Source organism: Agathobaculum sp. Marseille-P7918 (genome assembly GCF_964248325.1).
GTDB lineage: Bacteria > Bacillota > Clostridia > Oscillospirales > Butyricicoccaceae > Agathobaculum.
Genome location: NZ_CAXTXI010000002.1, coordinates 297569 through 313322 on the forward strand (window position 1 = coordinate 297569; position 15754 = coordinate 313322).

The following is a 15754-nucleotide window of genomic DNA, read 5'->3' on the forward strand; positions in this document are numbered from 1 at the left end:
GAATCGAATGACCCGCAAACGAAAATTTCTGCTTGTGCTGCTCGCCATGGCGGTGCTCGTCGCGGTGTCCGGTCTTGCGTGGCAGACCGTCGGCAAACAACAGACCATCCAGGCCGAAGTGCGCACCGCGCGCATGACGCAAATTGAAAACACCGTGCCGGACGGCATCCTGTCGGCGCAGGAGCTGCTTTCACAGCCCGTCGAGCAAGACGGCGTGAGCTTGCACCGCGCGGCCTACTATCCGCAGGCCGAGGCGCTCGTATGCTTCTTCGAAAACGAGGACCCCAACCGGGATATATACCCCGCCGCACTCCCCAACTGCAACGCTACCATACTGCCCGATGCATACGGCATCACGGCATATATTTTTGAGGACGTGCCGGCCGATGCGCTCACCGGCGGCGTGGTCGTCGAGATGACTGACTGGCAGTTTGAAAGCTGCAAACCGCTCACCTTTGCGCTGGGCGCCTGATTGTACGCAAATTTGTGCAACTTCCCCTTGCATTTGCCGGAAAACTGTGTTTTAATAATACTGTTATGGAATAACGATACCTGCGATGAACAGGGAAAGTACCGTCACTCCCCTCTTTTCAGAGAAAACGGCCTTTGGCTGCGAGCCGTTCAAAGAGACCTGACGCGAAGTTCCCCTGCGAGCACCGGCGCTGAACGGCTTTTCCAGTAGGCGCAGGCGAAGTAACGCCCCGTTACCGGCGTTCAATGAGCGCCCGGCCTGTCCGGGAATCAGGGTGGTACCACGGAAGATGTATTATACGCCTTTCGTCCCTACTTTTTCGGGACGAAAGGCTTTTTTATTGCGTCCCTGAACGATTTTTCATAAAGGAGAGTCATCATGAAAGAAAAACTGCAAGGCATTTTGCAGGCCGCCAAGGACCAGCTTGCCGCTGCGGGCGACGCCCGTGCGCTCGACGAGGCGCGTGTACGCTTTCTCGGCAAAAAGGGCGAGCTGACCGCACTCTTAAAGGGCATGAAGGACGTGGCCGCAGAGGAGCGTCCGGTTGTCGGCCAGCTCATTAACGACGTGCGCGCCGAAATCGAAACCATCATCGACAAGCAGAAGGAAGTCATCGAGCAGGCTGCGCTGGCACATAAGCTGGAGGCTGAGACCATCGACGTCACTCTGCCGGGCGAGGAAGTCGTCATCGGCAAAAAGCACCCGCTCAATATCGTGCTGGACGAGCTCAAGGAAATCTTCATCGGTCTGGGCTTCTCGATTGCAGAAGGCCCGGAGGTCGAGCTGGACCACTACAACTTTGAAGCGCTCAACATCCCGAAGGACCATCCCGCGCGCGACACGCAGGACACCTTCTACATCTCGGACAACGTGGTGCTGCGCACGCAGACCTCGCCCATGCAGGTGCGCACGATGGAGCAGAAAAAGCCCCCCATCCGCATCATTGCACCGGGCCGCGTGTACCGTTCGGACGCGGTTGACGCCACCCACTCCCCGCTGTTCCATCAGATTGAGGGGCTGGTCGTCGATAAGGGCATCCGCATGTCTGACCTCAAGGGCATCCTTGAACTGTTCGCCAAAAAGCTGTACGGCGAGGACACGGTCGTGCGGTTCCGCCCGCACCACTTCCCGTTCACCGAGCCGAGTGCCGAAATGGATATCCAGTGCTACCGCTGCCACGGCGCGGGCTGCCCGCTGTGCAAGGGCGAGGGCTGGATCGAAATCCTCGGCTGCGGCATGGTGCACCCCAAGGTGCTCGAAATGAGCGGCATCGACCCCGAGGAGTATTCGGGCTATGCGTTCGGCATCGGTCTGGAGCGCACGGTCATGGGCCGTTTCAAGATTGACGACATCCGCCTGTTCTACGAGAACGACGTGCGGTTTTTGGAACAGTTCTAAGAACTTCGTTCGAAACCACGCTTTCGAACGAAAGGATGCACCGTACCTCCGTACGGATGCATCCCACGCTGAGAAAAAACCGTGATACACGGCCCAGGCCGCCCTCTCTTGGTCTGCGACCAATTCACCTTGTGCTCCCGGTTTTTTCGGCTGCTTTGCAGCCTTTCTAAAATGCGCCTGACGGCGCGGTATCCTGAACATTACGATAAAGGAGCGTTCATCTATTATGAAGTTGCCGCTTTCCTGGCTTTCGGATTATACCGATATTTCCGGCGTCACCCCCAAGGAGTATGACGCCCGTCTGACCATGTCCGGCTCCAAGGTCGAGGAGGTTTACTATCTCGGCGCGGAGATTGAAAACGTCGTGACCGGCAAAGTGCTGTCGGTTGTCGACCATCCGGACTCCGACCACCTGAAAATCTGCCAGATCGACGTGGGTCAGAGCGAACCCATTCAGATCGTCACCGGCGCGCCCAATGTCACCCCCGATTCGGTGGGCGAAATCTGCCCGGTCGCGCTGCACAAGTCCACGCTGCCCGGCGGCGTCAAAATCACCAAGGGCAAGCTGCGCGGCGAAGTCTCTAACGGCATGATGTGCTCGTTCCAGGAGCTGGGGCTGACGCACGGCTGCGTGCCCTACGCCTGCGAGAACGGCATCCTGTTCCTGCCCGAAGGCACGCCCGTGGGCGAGGATATCAAGAAGGTGCTCGGTCTCGACGACTACGTTGCCGACTTTGAAATCACCTCCAACCGTGCCGACTGCTTCAGCGTCATCGGTCTTGCGCGCGAAACCGCCGCGACCTTTGACCGTCCGTTTTCGGTCAAGGAGCCGGTGGTCAAGGGTTCGGGCGACGACATCAACAAGTATATGTCGGTTGAGGTGGTCGACACCGATCTGTGCCCGCGCTACACCGCGCGTCTGGTCAAGAACATCAAAATCGAGCCGTCCCCCGCGTGGATGCGCGAGCGTCTGCATGCCTGCGGCGTACGCCCGATTAACAACATCGTTGATATCACCAACTACGTCATGCTTGAATACGGTCAGCCGATGCATGCGTTCGATTACTCCTGCCTGTCCGACGGCAAGATTGTCGTGCGCCGCGCTCGGAACGGCGAGTCCATCCAGACCCTTGACGGGCAGGATCACGACCTGACCGACAAGATGCTGGCCATCTGCGACAACGACAAGCCGGTTGCAGTTGCGGGCGTTATGGGCGGCGCAAACTCCGAAATTGAGGACGACACCAAAACGGTCGTGTTCGAATCCGCCTGCTTCCACGGCGCAACCGTGCGCGTGACGGCCAAGGCGCTCGGCATGCGCACCGAGGCATCCGGCCGCTTTGAAAAGGGCCTTGACCCGTCGCTGACCATGCCCGCCGTGCAGCGTGCGTGCGAGCTGGTCGAAATGCTCGGCGCGGGCGAGGTTGTCGACGGCATCATTGACGCATGCGCCGCCGACCTGACCCCCAAGACGCTGCCCTTTGAGCCGGACAAGATGAACGCACTGCTCGGCCTTGACCTTTCGGCCGACGAGCAGAAGGCATATCTGGAACGCCTCGAGTTCCGTGTTGAGGACGGCAAGGTCATTATCCCGTCCTTCCGCGTGGACATTGCGCGCATGTGCGATCTGGCGGAGGAAGTCGCGCGCATGTACGGCTACGACAAGATTCCGACCACGCTGTATGCCGGCGAAATGGTGCAGGGCGAGTACACGCCCAAGCAGCTGGCGGAGCAGAATGTCTCGCTGACCTGCCGCGAGGCCGGTTTTGACGAGGCGATGAGCCATTCTTTCATCTCCCCGAAGTTCTATGACATGATCGGCTGGGATAAGGACGACCCGCGCCGCATCTCCACGACCATTCTCAACCCGCTCGGCGAGGATTTCAGCGTCATGCGCACGACCGTGCTGCCCTCTATGCTGCAATCGCTGGCGCACAACCATGCGCACCGCAATCCGACCGCGTCGCTGTTTGAGCTGGGCACAGTCTATATCCCGACCGTCAAGGACGGCAAGGCCGACCCGGACGTTTTGCCGCGCGAAGAGAAAATCATCACCCTCGGCAGCTACGGCCGCCTGTCCTTCTTCCAGTTCAAGGGCGTAGTAGAAGCCATCTGCCGTGAGCTGAATGTCAAGAACGTGCAGTTCATGCCGGAAAAGAACAACCCGTCCTATCATCCGGGCCGCTGCGCCAACATCCTGATCGACGGCAAGCCCGCCGGTGTGTTCGGCACGGTGCATCCGACCGTCGCCGCACGCTATGGCCTGTCCGGCGAAGTACTCGCCGCCGAGCTGCCGCTGGACGCTCTGTTTGAAGCAATTGACCCAGTCAAGCTCTATCACCCGCTGCCCAAGTTCCCAGCGTCGACCCGCGATATCGCCGTGCTGGTCGACGATGCGGTACCCGCAGCCTCCATGCAGGCTGCGATCGAAAAGGCCGCAGGACACATTCTGGAAAACGTCAAGCTATTCGACGTGTACAAGGGCAAGGGCATCCCCGAGGGCAAGAAGTCGGTTGCCTACTCGCTGTCCATGCGCACCCCCGACCGCACGCTGACCGACGAAGAGTGCGATAAGGCAATGAAAAATGCACTGGCAGCGCTGGAAAAAGATTTCGGTGCGGTTTTGCGCGGATAAGACTTTACTTTTCGGCCGTTTTGTATTATGCTGTTTATAGCAAAAAGCCAACCGGTAGGATCGGAAAGGAGACAGACATGCTTGACGGCACAAGAAAATTCAGCCTTGTAGACGAGTCCAACAAGGAAATGAAGCGCACGCTGACCGCAGTATATGACGCGCTTAAGGAGAAAGGGTATAACCCGATCAACCAGATCGTGGGCTATCTCCTCTCCGAGGACCCGACGTACATCACCAACCATAACAACGCGCGCAGCCTGATCTGCAAGATCGACCGCGACGAGTTGATGCAGGAGTTGGTACAGTTCTACCTCGATAACTGAGGCAGGGCTTGACAAACGGAGTAAATCCGTTATAATGAAAGTAGAAAAAGGGCAGTCCGGCAAAGACGGTTGACCCTAAGTATCTATCATTTCAAAAAAATGACCGTACCCGGGGCAAGTGGGCGGTCATTTTTTTATGGTTTTGATGATTTCAAGAAGGATCAGCAGCAAAATGATCTGCCACAGCATCTCCATAAAAACCACCTCCCTTGCAGGAGCATGGTCAACCGCCTTTTGTCTTGCCGGACTGCTTATTTCCATGATAGACTATCTTTTACTTTTTGTAAAGCGAAAGGGAAATTATGAACGGTTTTCTCCCAATAAACAAACAGGATATGGTCGATCGCGGCTGGTATTACTGCGATTTTCTGCTCGTCACGGGCGACGCTTATGTCGACCACCCTTCCTTCGGAACCGCTATTATCTCGCGCGTTCTGGAGGACGCGGGCTACAAGGTTGCCATCCTCAGCCAGCCGGATTTCCATGACGAGCGCGACTTCGCCGCCATGGGCCGCCCGCGCTATGCGGTGCTCATCAACGGCGGCAACATCGACTCGATGGTCGCGCACTACACCGCCGCCAAAAAGCGCCGTTCGAACGACGCCTATACCCCCGGCGGCAAGGCAGGCAAACGCCCCGACCGCGCGGTGACCGTCTATGCGATGCTTGCGCGGCGCGCGTTCCCGGATACGCCTATCTATCTCGGCGGCATCGAAGCCAGCCTGCGCCGCTTTGCGCATTACGACTACTGGGCCGACCGCGTCATGCCCTCGATACTGGAATCGACCGGTGCAGACGGGCTGATGTTCGGCATGAGTGAGCACTCGGTTGTCGAATTGGCAAACAACCTCAAGCACGGCAAAAAGGGCGCGGACGCTTGCGTCGGTGTGCGCGGCACGGCCTATATGGCACATGACGCAGGCGGCATCCAAAACGCGGTAGAGTGTCCGTCCTACGAGGACGTGTGCGCGAGCAAACCGGATTACGCCCGCTCGGTCAAGCTCCAATATGACGAGCAGGACGCAGTGCGCGGCAAAGCGCTTTTGCAGCGCCACGGAAAGCGCATGCTTATCCAAAACCCGCCTGCACGTCCGCTGACCATGGAAGAGATGGATCACGTCTATGCTCTTCCCTATATGCGCACCTATCATCCGTCCTATGAATCACTCGGCGGCGTGCCCGCGATTCAGGAAGTACAGTTCTCCATCATCCACAATCGCGGCTGCTTCGGTGCATGCAACTTCTGTGCGCTCGCCTTCCATCAGGGACGCTATATTCAGGCGCGCAGCCACGAAAGCGTGATTGCAGAAGCCAAACAAATCGTGCAGATGCCCGGCTTCAAGGGCTATATCCACGACGTCGGAGGACCGACTGCCAATTTCCGTTTCCCGTCCTGCAAGCAGCAGGAGGAACACGGTTTATGCAAGAACAAGCGCTGTTTGTTCCCATCAGCCTGCAAAAACCTGGAGGCCGACCACGCGGATTACCTCAATCTGCTGCGTGAGCTGCGTCAAATTGAAGGCATCAAAAAGGTATTTGTGCGCTCCGGCCTGCGCTACGACTATATGATGGCCGATCATAACGACGCCTTTTTCCGTGAGTTGGTCGAGCACCATATTTCAGGCCAGCTCAAGGTTGCGCCCGAACACATGAGCGATAACGCTCTGTATTATATGGGAAAACCATCATTCTCCGTATATGAGCAGTTCCGTGAGCGATACGCCCGCATCAATCAGAAACTGGGCCGCAAGCAATATCTGGTGCCCTATCTGATGAGCTCGCACCCCGGCGCGACGCTGGACGACGCGATTCTGCTGGCCGAGTACCTCAACCGCGTCGGCTATATGCCCGAGCAGGTGCAGGACTTCTACCCCACGCCGGGCACACTGTCAACCGCGATGTACTACACCGAAATCGACCCGCGCACAATGAAGCCGGTCTATGTTGCCAAAACGCCCGAGGAAAAGGCCATGCAGCGCGCACTGCTGCAATGGCGGCGGCCGGACAAGCGGCCGATTGTGCTCGCCGCGCTCAAAAAGGCCGGCCGCGAGGACCTGATTGGCTTCAGCAAAGAATGTCTGATTCGTCCTACGCGTGGCGAAAAGCCGCCTGTTCCGTCCGGTCGTGCGGCAAAATCCGGAAAGAGCGCGCGCCCTGCGGCTCACCGCCCGACCGCCCCCAAGAAAAAAGGCTGGGCCAAGGCCAAGCGCAAAAAATAATGCAGTCAATCGTCAGAAATCTGCACAATGCATGCCGCGCCTTCTTCTTGCGCTGTGCGCTTTCTCTCCAAACTTTACGAAAGCCGTTGACGAAACGGCTTTCTGTTGATAAAATTATGTAGCAAGCTACTTACTGATAAAGGGGGTTTTCACTTGGACAGTCCGGTTTTTCCCGGCGATCTTTTTAAGATGATTAACATTCTGTTCATTGCACATGCCGATGCAGCGCTGCGCCCACTCGGACTGACCTGTGCGCAAAGCGATCTGCTGGAATATCTGGCCGAGCGCGGCGAGGAGGAAACCACGGTGCAGGACATCGGTCAGCATTTCCAACTCAAGCATCCGACTGTAATCGGCTTTATCCATCGGCTGGAGCAGAAAGGCTTTGTCACCAGTTCGGTTTCGCAGCGCGACCGACGCTGCCGCGTCATCCGACTGACCGAAAAATTCGACGAAGTGCAGCGCGTCATGCGTGAGACCCGCGACACGATAGACGCCCGCGTTACGCGCGGTTTTACCGCCGAGGAAATGGCGCAGCTGGAAGAATATCTGTCCCGCGTCTACCACAATATCAGCGAGAGCTGATATTTTTTCGCCTTTTTATGTAGCTACCTACATTTGTCTTATTACAGGAGGTAATATAATGAGAAATAATAACGACTCTGTGTTCCGCGATGCCCCTATCCCTAAGGCAGTCGCGCAAATGGCCGTGCCAACCATGCTGAGCATGCTGGTGGTCGTACTGTATAACATGGTCGATACCTTTTTCGTCGGCCAGACGGGCGATGCCAATCAGGTGGCGGCGGTTTCGGTGGCAACGCCGGTGTTCCTCATCCTGATGGCCTTCGGCAACATGTTCGGCATCGGCGGTTCGTCTCTCATCTCTCGCCTGCTGGGCGCAAACGAGGGCGAACGCGCCAAAAAGGTCAGCGCGTTCTGCTGCTACGGCTCACTCATCTGGGGCGTGATTATGATTTTCGTGTTCCTTGCCGCCATGCCGTTCATCCTGTCGATCATCGGCACCAGCGAATACACCATCGGCTATGCCCACGACTACCTGTTCTGGATTTCGCTCGGCGCGCCGTTCATCATTTTCGCAAACGGCTTTTGCAACCTGATTCGCGGCGAGGGCGCAGCCACCGCCTCTATGATTGGCAACATGGTTGGCACGGTGGTCAACATCATCCTTGACCCCATTATGATTCTCGCACTGGGCTGGGGTGTTGCAGGCGCAGCCATCGCCACGGTCATCGGCAACATCTGCGCCTGCTTTTTCTACCTGTTCTACTTTCTGCGCGGCAAAACCGTGCTGTCCATCCATCCGCGCGACTTCGCCGTGCGCGGCATCATCGGCGGCGTGATCTCCATCGGCCTGCCTGCCTCGCTCAACAACATTCTGATGAGCCTGTCCAACATCCTGCTCAACAAATACCTCGCAGGCTACGGCGATGACGCAGTCGCAGGCATGGGCGTGGCCATGAAGGCCAACATGCTGGTGATTTTTGTACAACTCGGCCTTGCCATGGGTGTGCAGCCGCTTATCGGCTTTGCCTACGGCGCGAATAACATCCGCCGTGTGCGCGGGGTGGTCAACTTCTCGGCCGTCTGCACAACGATCATCGGCGTGATTCTGACTGTGATATACTGGTTTACCGCCGACTCGATTATCTCCATCTTTATTGACGACGCCGCCGTTATTGAAGCGGGCGTACCCATGCTGCGCGCGCTGATGTTCTCCTCTCCGGTGCTGGGCATCATGTTTGTGCTGCAAAACGCCCTGCAGGCGATGGGCCGCGCAGCCGCGTCCCTTATCCTCGCGGTCAGCCGTCAGGGCTTTGTGTTCGTACCCTGTGTCATCATCGCGGGCGCATGGTTCGGCATGACCGGCATCATCTTCTCCCAGCCGGCGGCCGACCTGTTCTCAGTGGTCATGAGTATCATCATGTTCATCGTCATCGCTCGCCGTCTGTCCCATACATCCGAAAACAAAGCCTAAACAGATTTTTCTCTTTACGCGCACATACTCGCTCTGAGCGGGTATGTGCGTTTTTTGCCGTTTTACCTAAAGCCGCGTATTTTGACTGCGTTTCTTTTTTGATTGCACGCGCCGCAGTTTGGTGTTAGAATAGAAGCTGATATATTGTGTAAATCTCACATCTGAATGAGGGATATCTTTTATGTGGATCGCAAACAACTGGAAAGAATACGCCGTCATCGACTGCGGCGGCGGCGAAAAGGTGGAGCGCTGGGGCAATCAGGTGCTGGTGCGTCCCGACCCGCAGGCCATCTGGCCGCGGGCGGAGGGCTGCCGCGCCTGGGACAAGCCGAACGCCATCTATCACCGCTCCAAGGCGGGCGGCGGACAATGGGAGATTCGCAAGCTGCCCGAGCAGTGGGCGATCCATTACGGCGACCTCACCTTTCAGCTCAAGCCCATGAGCTTCAAGCACACCGGCCTATTCCCTGAGCAGGCCGCCAACTGGGACTTTATCGACCGCATGGTGCGGGGCGCGGGCCGTCCGGTCAGTGTCCTCAACCTGTTTGCCTATACGGGCGGCGCAACGCTTGCCGCGGCAAACGCGGGCGCGTCGGTCTGCCATGTGGATGCTTCCAAGGGCATGGTGCAGTGGGCACGCGAAAACGCCGCGTCCAGCGGCCTTGCTGAACGGTCCATCCGCTGGATCGTAGACGACTGCAAGAAGTTTGTCCAGCGCGAAATTCGGCGCGGCCGCAAGTACGACGCCATCATCATGGACCCGCCAAGCTACGGACGCGGACCGTCGGGCGAGACGTGGAAAATTGAAGAGGACGTGGCCGACTTCGTCGAGCTGACCATGGGTGTTTTGTCGGATAATCCCCTGTTTGTGCTGATTTCCAGCTATTCGACCGGGCTTGCCCCGTCGGTGATGGCCTATCTGCTCGGCATCACGGCGGCAAAGCGCGCCGCAGGACACATTGAAGCGCAGGAACTCGGCCTGCCGGTCGAGGCGACCGGACTTGTTCTGCCGTGCGGCTCAAGCGCGCGGTTTATCGCAGAAACATAAGACGGACAACCATCAACCGGGATAAAGAGATAAGGAGTTGAACGTTATGCCTTCCATGCTTCATTTTACCAATGTTCTTTTCTCACTGATTGTCGCCTTTGTGCCGATGGCTATCGGCCTGCTTCTGCTGTATTTTGTCATCAAAAAGGCGGTTAAGGATGCCATCAACGAATCCAACCGACCGAAATTCTAATTTTTTTTGCAAGGACGAAAAGCGATGTCTGAAATCATCAAAACCGAAAACCTGCAATACGCCTACCCCGTCGAGGAAGGCCAGCTCGCCGTGCCCGTGCTCAAGGGTGTGAACCTGTCCATCCAGCGCGGCGAGTTCGTCGCGGTGCTGGGGCACAACGGCTCGGGCAAGAGTACGCTCGCGGGCTGCTTCAATGCCATCCGTCTGCCGACCGGCGGCGTGTGCTACGTCGATATGATGGACACGCGAGACGAGAACAACACCTACGAGGTGCGCAAGACCGTCTCGATGGTGTTCCAGAACCCGGACAACCAGCTGGTTGCGACCGTGGTTGAGGAGGACGTGGCGTTTGCCCTCGAAAACATGGGCGTTCCCCCCGCAGAAATCCGCAAACGCGTGGATGAAGCGCTCAAGGCCGTCGGCATGTATGAATACCGCACGCAGGCGCCGCATCGCCTGTCCGGCGGACAAAAGCAGCGCGTGGCCATCGCAGGCGTAATCGCCATGATGCCGCGCTGTGTTGTACTGGACGAGCCGACCGCCATGCTCGACCCGCAGGGCCGGCGCGAGGTGATGTCGGTTGTGCGTGAGCTGAACCGCAAATTCGGTATCACGGTCATTTTGATTACCCACCACATGGACGAGGCCGTGCAGGCTGGGCGCGTGGTGGTCATGCATCAGGGCAATGTGCTGATGGACGGCACGCCGCGCGAAATTTTCACACAGGTGGATACGCTGCGCGCCGCGTCGCTGACCGTGCCGCAGACCATTGAGGTGCTGTACGACCTCGACCGGCAGGACGGCGAAACCCTGCCTATTGACGCACTCTCTGTGGATGAGTGCGCGGATATTCTCGAAAAATATTTACAGTAACCTCCAGGGGTATCCATACCCCCTAGATACAGCCAATGGTTCCGTAAAAACCATTGGCTGATACCCCCGGACGCCGCCCAAGGCGGCTGAGTCGGGGACAACAAACCGAGATACATGCTCCTGGTTTGTTGGGATTTGGCAGTACACTGCAAAATCCATTTGAACGCGCGCTTTGCGCGAGAAACGAAGTGGGAGGACGAATCCTTTGTCAACCATTCTGGAAACACGGGGCTTGACCCATATCTATGGCGCAGGCACCCCTTTTGAGCGCAAAGCGCTCGACCACGTCGACCTGAAAATCGAAAAAGGCGAAATTCTGGGCGTTATCGGCCACACCGGCTCGGGAAAAAGTACGCTCATTCAACATTTTAACGGTCTTTTAAAGCCCGACGAGGGCGAAGTGCTGTTGGGCGGCCAGTCCATCTGGAACGAAAAAGGCAAATGCGCCAGAGAGACACGCTTTCGCGTCGGCCTGGTGTTCCAGTACCCGGAATATCAGCTGTTTGAGGAGACGATTGCCCGAGATATCGCCTTTGGCCCGACCAACATGGGGCTGAAGCAGGCCGAAATCGACGAGCGCGTCATTGAATCCATGCGTGCGGTCGGGCTGGACGAGGGCATGGCGAACCAGTCGCCGTTTGCGCTGTCCGGCGGACAAAAACGCCGCGTCGCCATTGCGGGCATCCTTGCCATGCGGCCGGAAGTGCTCGTACTGGATGAGCCAACCGCAGGCCTTGACCCGCAGGGCCGCGATGAAATCCTGGGTCTTATCCGCGACTACCACAAGCAGTCTGGCGCAACCGTTCTGATCGTCTCACATTCGATGGAGGACATCGCAGGTCTGGCCGACCGCCTGCTCGTGATGAATCACGCGAAAGTCCTGTTCTGCGACACGCCGCGCGCTGTGTTCTCGCACGCAAATGAAATCATCGCGGCGGGGCTGGACATTCCCATGATTACCAAGGTGATGCTGGAACTGAAAAAACGCGGGCATGACGTGGACACCTCGGTCTACACGGTGCAGCAGGCGCTGGACGCCCTGCGCGCCTGCAAAGCGAAAGGGGGTGCGCGCTGATGCTCAAGGATATCACCATCGGTCAGTTTTTCCCCGGCGACAGCGCCGTGCACCGACTCGATCCCCGCGTCAAGATTGTGCTGACGGTCGCGTTCATCGTGCTGCTCTTCCTTGCGGAAGGGCCGGTATCCTACGCGCTGATTGTCGCATTTCTGGCCATTATCATCGGCATTTCGCGCATTTCCCCCAAACTGGTCGTGCGCGGACTGCGGCCGATTCTGTTCATTGTCGCCTTCACGGCGGTACTCAACCTGTTCTATACACCGGGTGAGTATATCTGGCAGTGGGGCTTTCTGCATATCAGCCGCGAGGGCATCCGCACAGCGATTTTCATGGTCATCCGTCTGATGCTGCTGATTATTGCAACCTCTATGCTGACCTATACGACCAGCCCTATCCAGTTGACCGACGGTTTGGAGCGGCTGCTTTCGCCTCTCAAAAAGCTGCACGCTCCCGTGCACGAGCTTTCCATGATGATGTCGATTGCGCTGCGCTTTATTCCGACACTTATCGAGGAGACCGAGAAAATCATCTCGGCGCAAAAGGCGCGCGGCGCGGATTTTGAATCCGGCAGTCTGGTGCAGCGCGCAAAAGCCATGATTCCCATTCTCGTACCGCTGTTTATCTCGGCGTTTCGCCGCGCGGACGAGCTGGCAACCGCGATGGAGTGCCGTTTATACCGCGGCGACGTGGGCCGCACACGCATGCGGCAGCTCAAAATCGCCCGTGTGGATATCTGCGCGTTGCTGATCTGTGCGGCCATGTTCGCGGCGATTCTCCTGCTCAGGCGGTACGGCCTATGAACATTGCCGTGATTTTGTCCTACGACGGAACGGCCTACAACGGCTGGCAGATACAGAAAAACGGCCCGTCCATTCAGGAATCGATGGAAACCGCGGTTTTCCGGCTGCTCGGCCAGAAGGTGCATGTTTCCGGCGTAGGCCGCACGGACTCGGGCGTGCATGCACGCCGGTATGTAGCGAATTTCAAGGCGGACTGCACCATTCCGATGGACCGTCTGCCCTATGCACTCAACAGCTTTTTGCCCGAGGACATTGCGGTTTCGGGTGCAGTAGAGGTGCCGGAGAACTTTGACGCACGATTTGACTGCACCAAAAAAGAATACGCCTACTATATTTTCCCGTCCACTTTGCGCAACCCGTTCCACGCGCGTTACGCCTACCGATACAACTATCCGCTCGACATCGAGCGCATGCAGGCGGGCGCACAGCGCTTTGTCGGGAAACAGGACTTTGCCGCCGTGCGCAGTCAGGGCACGCCGGTCAAAAGCACGGTGCGCACCATCTTCTGGTGCGAGGTCGAGCCGGTGGACGACTTAATCCGCATCCGCGTGTGCGGGGACGGCTTTCTCTATAATATGGTGCGTGCCATCGCGGGCACACTGACCTATGTCGGCGGCGGAAAACTCACGCCGGACGATGTTTCCGCCATCCTGCGCGCGGGCGACCGCGAGCAGGCCGGCCCTACCCTGCCCGCCTGCGGCCTGTTTATGAACCGGCTGTGGTACGAGCACACACCGGAGCTTGCCCGCTTCCGGCTGGATGCGTAAGCGGCTTTCGGATAATTTATTTTTTATTCACATTTTCCACCCCCAAACGCGATACAATGAGGAGACGGAACAACATGAGCGAACAACAGCCCACCAAGTCCAAACAGAATATCATCCGTTTCCCGTCCTCACGGAAGGAGCGCCGCCGCCTGCTGCGCGAAAGCAAGGACCCACGCGTGCGCCTGACCGCGCTGCTGCGCTCGGTATGCGGCTGGCTACTGGTGGTCTGCACGTTCCTGTTCCTGCTCTCTAACTACCGGCTGTTCTCGCCCACCTCTATCCGCAGTCTTGCGGAATATGCCGTGGCGGGTTTCAAGCAGCATGAGGGCGATATCACCACCATCAATTATGAAAACGGCACGTTTTCGGATGCAGCGCTGTTTGAAGCAGGCATTGCCTATGCGGACAACGACTCCCTGTTCCTTGCGCGCCCCGGAAGCGTGACCACGATGAAATACACGCTCGGCTATTCCTCCCCCGTGGTGGAGACCAGCGACAATTATGTGCTGGTCTATGACCGCGGCGGTATGCAGGCGGTGCTGACCAACTCAGCCACAGCGGTGGCTGAACTGAGCCTCGACTCCGCAATCCTTACCGGCAGCATCGGACAGGACGGGCGATTTGTACTGGTGACCGACGAGCAGGGCTACCGCACTGCAGTCGCTGTCTATGACACCTCCGGCAAGGAGGTATTCAAATACCAGTCCTCGGAATACTATATCGTATCAGCCGATCTGTCCCCGGACGGCAAAACACTCGCCGCGCTGGCCTTCCAACAGGATGGCGTGGCGCTCAACTCCTATGTACTGTTTTATGACGTGTCCAGCGGTTCGCTCGATGCAAAAGCGACGCTGGAGGATACGCTTGGCATGGCGCTGTGCTATCCGGAAAGCAATACCGCCGCCGTTCTGTGCGATGATGGATTGTACCTGATAGACCGCAGCGGCGAGACCAATCACACGCTCACCATCGCTTCCAGCGACCTCATCTCTCTGACCGCACACGACAACATGCTGGCCATTGCCACACGCTCTTATTCAGGCGGCGCGCGCAGCGACCTGTATACCATACGCAGCGGTACGCTGTCCGGTCCCTACGCACTGGCGGAGGAGCCCTCCGCGCTGGCGATTTCCGCAGCGGGAACAGCCGTTCTGAGCGCCTCAGGCGTGACCGTTTATGATACGTCATTTCATCCCCAGTGGTGCAACACCGAAGCGGTGGGCGCGCGTCGCGTACTGCTGACCGACGACGGCACCGTATGCGCCCTTTACACCAAAAACGCGCGTCTGTTTACCGCGCATTCCGAACATTCCGAGGAAGTTACCAATGCCAACTGACGTTTTATCCGTTCTCACCGGTCTGTGCAACCTGCCCGACCTGATTATTCTGGCGGTTTTGCTTGTCAATCTCATTCTGGGTTTCCGACGCGGCTTTTTCGGCGCGCTTACCGGATTAGTAGGCCGCGTGATCGCGGTAGCCGCCGCCTTTTTTGCAGCCCGCGCCGCCGCGCCCTATGTGTCGGAATGGGTTGTCACCCCAATTGTCGGTGATATGTTTGAAAAACGGGCGGGTGTGAGCGGCGCTGCCGGCGCATTGGATGCGCTGCGTCAGACCGCGACCCAAGCCGCTGTCTCCATGGCGGAAAGCGTAGCGTTTGTACTGCTGCTCATCCTGTTTTGCATTCTGTTCGGCTGGCTGGTTAATCTGGCCGCCAAAAGTCTGCATGCTATCGCACATCTGACCCCACTGGGCATTCTCGACTCGCTGGCGGGCGGTGCGGTTGGGCTTGTGGCCGGCGCTGTGCTGATTGCTTTGATATTACTGGGCGTCTGGTGGGTCTATCCCATTGCCTATTCCCCGCTCGGCTGGCTGTCTCCCGAACGGGTTTCCCACAGTCTGCTGCTGGCGGCGCTGATTGACGTGCTGCCGGTCGCCATCTGATTTTGTTTTCC

At 57.9% G+C, this 15754-nt stretch carries 16 protein-coding genes and 1 other annotated feature; of the genes, 15 read left to right on the plus strand and 1 reads right to left on the minus strand.

Going from position 1 to position 15754, the window contains the following annotated elements; genetic code table 11:
- The first annotated feature begins 7 nt into the window (after positions 1 to 7).
- From ACESSO_RS04830 to ACESSO_RS04845, 4 genes are all read left to right on the plus strand, one after another.
- A complete protein-coding gene (locus tag ACESSO_RS04830; protein WP_373163908.1) occupies positions 8 to 472 on the plus strand; it encodes a hypothetical protein in 465 nt (154 codons plus the stop codon).
- A 76-nt stretch (positions 473 to 548) separates the two neighbouring features.
- Positions 549 to 788: a binding site (T-box leader), on the plus strand.
- A gap of 62 nt (positions 789 to 850) precedes the next feature.
- On the plus strand, positions 851 to 1870 hold the full coding sequence (gene pheS / locus ACESSO_RS04835) for a phenylalanine--tRNA ligase subunit alpha (RefSeq protein ID WP_373163909.1): 1020 nt from the start codon (positions 851 to 853) through the stop codon (positions 1868 to 1870).
- Between the two features lie 226 nt (positions 1871 to 2096).
- A complete protein-coding gene (gene pheT, locus ACESSO_RS04840; RefSeq protein WP_373163910.1) occupies positions 2097 to 4505 on the plus strand; it encodes a phenylalanine--tRNA ligase subunit beta in 2409 nt (802 codons plus the stop codon).
- Positions 4506 to 4582: 77 nt separating this feature from the next.
- Positions 4583 to 4828 (plus strand): IreB family regulatory phosphoprotein, encoded by a 246-nt coding sequence (locus ACESSO_RS04845; protein ID WP_031475480.1) that lies wholly within the window; start codon positions 4583 to 4585, stop codon positions 4826 to 4828.
- Between the two features lie 126 nt (positions 4829 to 4954).
- Here the strand turns inward: ACESSO_RS04845 and ACESSO_RS04850 are convergent, their stop codons facing one another.
- Complete coding sequence (locus ACESSO_RS04850) at positions 4955 to 5089, minus strand: hypothetical protein (RefSeq protein ID WP_373163911.1); 135 nt, start codon at positions 5087 to 5089, stop codon at positions 4955 to 4957.
- A 74-nt stretch (positions 5090 to 5163) separates the two neighbouring features.
- Here ACESSO_RS04850 and ACESSO_RS04855 point away from each other — a divergent pair, with 74 nt between their 5' ends.
- From ACESSO_RS04855 to ACESSO_RS04905, 11 genes are all read left to right on the plus strand, one after another.
- A complete protein-coding gene (locus tag ACESSO_RS04855) occupies positions 5164 to 7047 on the plus strand; it encodes a YgiQ family radical SAM protein (RefSeq protein ID WP_373163912.1) in 1884 nt (627 codons plus the stop codon).
- Between the two features lie 153 nt (positions 7048 to 7200).
- Positions 7201 to 7632, plus strand: a complete 432-nt coding sequence (locus ACESSO_RS04860; protein ID WP_373163913.1) for a MarR family winged helix-turn-helix transcriptional regulator — start codon at positions 7201 to 7203, stop codon at positions 7630 to 7632.
- A 58-nt stretch (positions 7633 to 7690) separates the two neighbouring features.
- Positions 7691 to 9043 carry an MATE family efflux transporter gene (locus tag ACESSO_RS04865; RefSeq protein WP_373163914.1) on the plus strand — a complete coding sequence of 451 codons (1353 nt, stop codon included), beginning with the start codon at positions 7691 to 7693 and terminating at the stop codon, positions 9041 to 9043.
- Between the two features lie 181 nt (positions 9044 to 9224).
- Positions 9225 to 10091, plus strand: coding sequence for a class I SAM-dependent methyltransferase (locus ACESSO_RS04870; RefSeq protein ID WP_373163915.1), 867 nt, complete (start codon positions 9225 to 9227; stop codon positions 10089 to 10091).
- A 46-nt stretch (positions 10092 to 10137) separates the two neighbouring features.
- Positions 10138 to 10284 (plus strand): hypothetical protein, encoded by a 147-nt coding sequence (locus ACESSO_RS04875; protein ID WP_373163916.1) that lies wholly within the window; start codon positions 10138 to 10140, stop codon positions 10282 to 10284.
- Positions 10285 to 10308: 24 nt separating this feature from the next.
- Entirely contained in the window at positions 10309 to 11157 is an 849-nt protein-coding gene (locus tag ACESSO_RS04880) for an energy-coupling factor transporter ATPase (RefSeq protein ID WP_373163917.1), read from the plus strand.
- 205 nt (positions 11158 to 11362) lie between these two features.
- Positions 11363 to 12232: an energy-coupling factor transporter ATPase gene (locus ACESSO_RS04885; protein WP_373163918.1), complete on the plus strand. Its 870-nt coding sequence runs from the start codon at positions 11363 to 11365 to the stop codon at positions 12230 to 12232.
- Positions 12232 to 13035 (plus strand): energy-coupling factor transporter transmembrane protein EcfT, encoded by an 804-nt coding sequence (locus ACESSO_RS04890; RefSeq protein WP_373163919.1) that lies wholly within the window; start codon positions 12232 to 12234, stop codon positions 13033 to 13035. The genes ACESSO_RS04885 and ACESSO_RS04890 overlap by 1 nt, the downstream gene beginning before the upstream one ends.
- Positions 13032 to 13802, plus strand: coding sequence for a tRNA pseudouridine(38-40) synthase TruA (gene truA, locus ACESSO_RS04895; RefSeq protein WP_373163920.1), 771 nt, complete (start codon positions 13032 to 13034; stop codon positions 13800 to 13802). Before ACESSO_RS04890 ends, truA begins: the two co-directional genes overlap by 4 nt.
- 74 nt (positions 13803 to 13876) lie before the next feature.
- Positions 13877 to 15139: a DUF5711 family protein gene (locus tag ACESSO_RS04900; RefSeq protein WP_373163921.1), complete on the plus strand. Its 1263-nt coding sequence runs from the start codon at positions 13877 to 13879 to the stop codon at positions 15137 to 15139.
- Entirely contained in the window at positions 15129 to 15743 is a 615-nt protein-coding gene (locus ACESSO_RS04905) for a CvpA family protein (RefSeq protein WP_373163922.1), read from the plus strand. The genes ACESSO_RS04900 and ACESSO_RS04905 overlap by 11 nt, the downstream gene beginning before the upstream one ends.
- Positions 15744 to 15754 lie beyond the last annotated feature (11 nt).

Coding starts and splice junctions, on each gene's coding strand:
- ACESSO_RS04830 (WP_373163908.1), top strand. CDS start 8: ATGACCCGCAAACGAAAATTTCTGCTTGTGCTGCTCGCCATGGCGGTG.
- pheS (WP_373163909.1), top strand. CDS start 851: ATGAAAGAAAAACTGCAAGGCATTTTGCAGGCCGCCAAGGACCAGCTT.
- pheT (WP_373163910.1), top strand. CDS start 2,097: ATGAAGTTGCCGCTTTCCTGGCTTTCGGATTATACCGATATTTCCGGC.
- ACESSO_RS04845 (WP_031475480.1), top strand. CDS start 4,583: ATGCTTGACGGCACAAGAAAATTCAGCCTTGTAGACGAGTCCAACAAG.
- ACESSO_RS04850 (WP_373163911.1), bottom strand. CDS start 5,089: ATGGAAATAAGCAGTCCGGCAAGACAAAAGGCGGTTGACCATGCTCCT.
- ACESSO_RS04855 (WP_373163912.1), top strand. CDS start 5,164: ATGGTCGATCGCGGCTGGTATTACTGCGATTTTCTGCTCGTCACGGGC.
- ACESSO_RS04865 (WP_373163914.1), top strand. CDS start 7,691: ATGAGAAATAATAACGACTCTGTGTTCCGCGATGCCCCTATCCCTAAG.
- ACESSO_RS04870 (WP_373163915.1), top strand. CDS start 9,225: ATGTGGATCGCAAACAACTGGAAAGAATACGCCGTCATCGACTGCGGC.
- ACESSO_RS04875 (WP_373163916.1), top strand. CDS start 10,138: ATGCCTTCCATGCTTCATTTTACCAATGTTCTTTTCTCACTGATTGTC.
- ACESSO_RS04880 (WP_373163917.1), top strand. CDS start 10,309: ATGTCTGAAATCATCAAAACCGAAAACCTGCAATACGCCTACCCCGTC.
- ACESSO_RS04890 (WP_373163919.1), top strand. CDS start 12,232: ATGCTCAAGGATATCACCATCGGTCAGTTTTTCCCCGGCGACAGCGCC.
- truA (WP_373163920.1), top strand. CDS start 13,032: ATGAACATTGCCGTGATTTTGTCCTACGACGGAACGGCCTACAACGGC.
- ACESSO_RS04900 (WP_373163921.1), top strand. CDS start 13,877: ATGAGCGAACAACAGCCCACCAAGTCCAAACAGAATATCATCCGTTTC.
- ACESSO_RS04905 (WP_373163922.1), top strand. CDS start 15,129: ATGCCAACTGACGTTTTATCCGTTCTCACCGGTCTGTGCAACCTGCCC.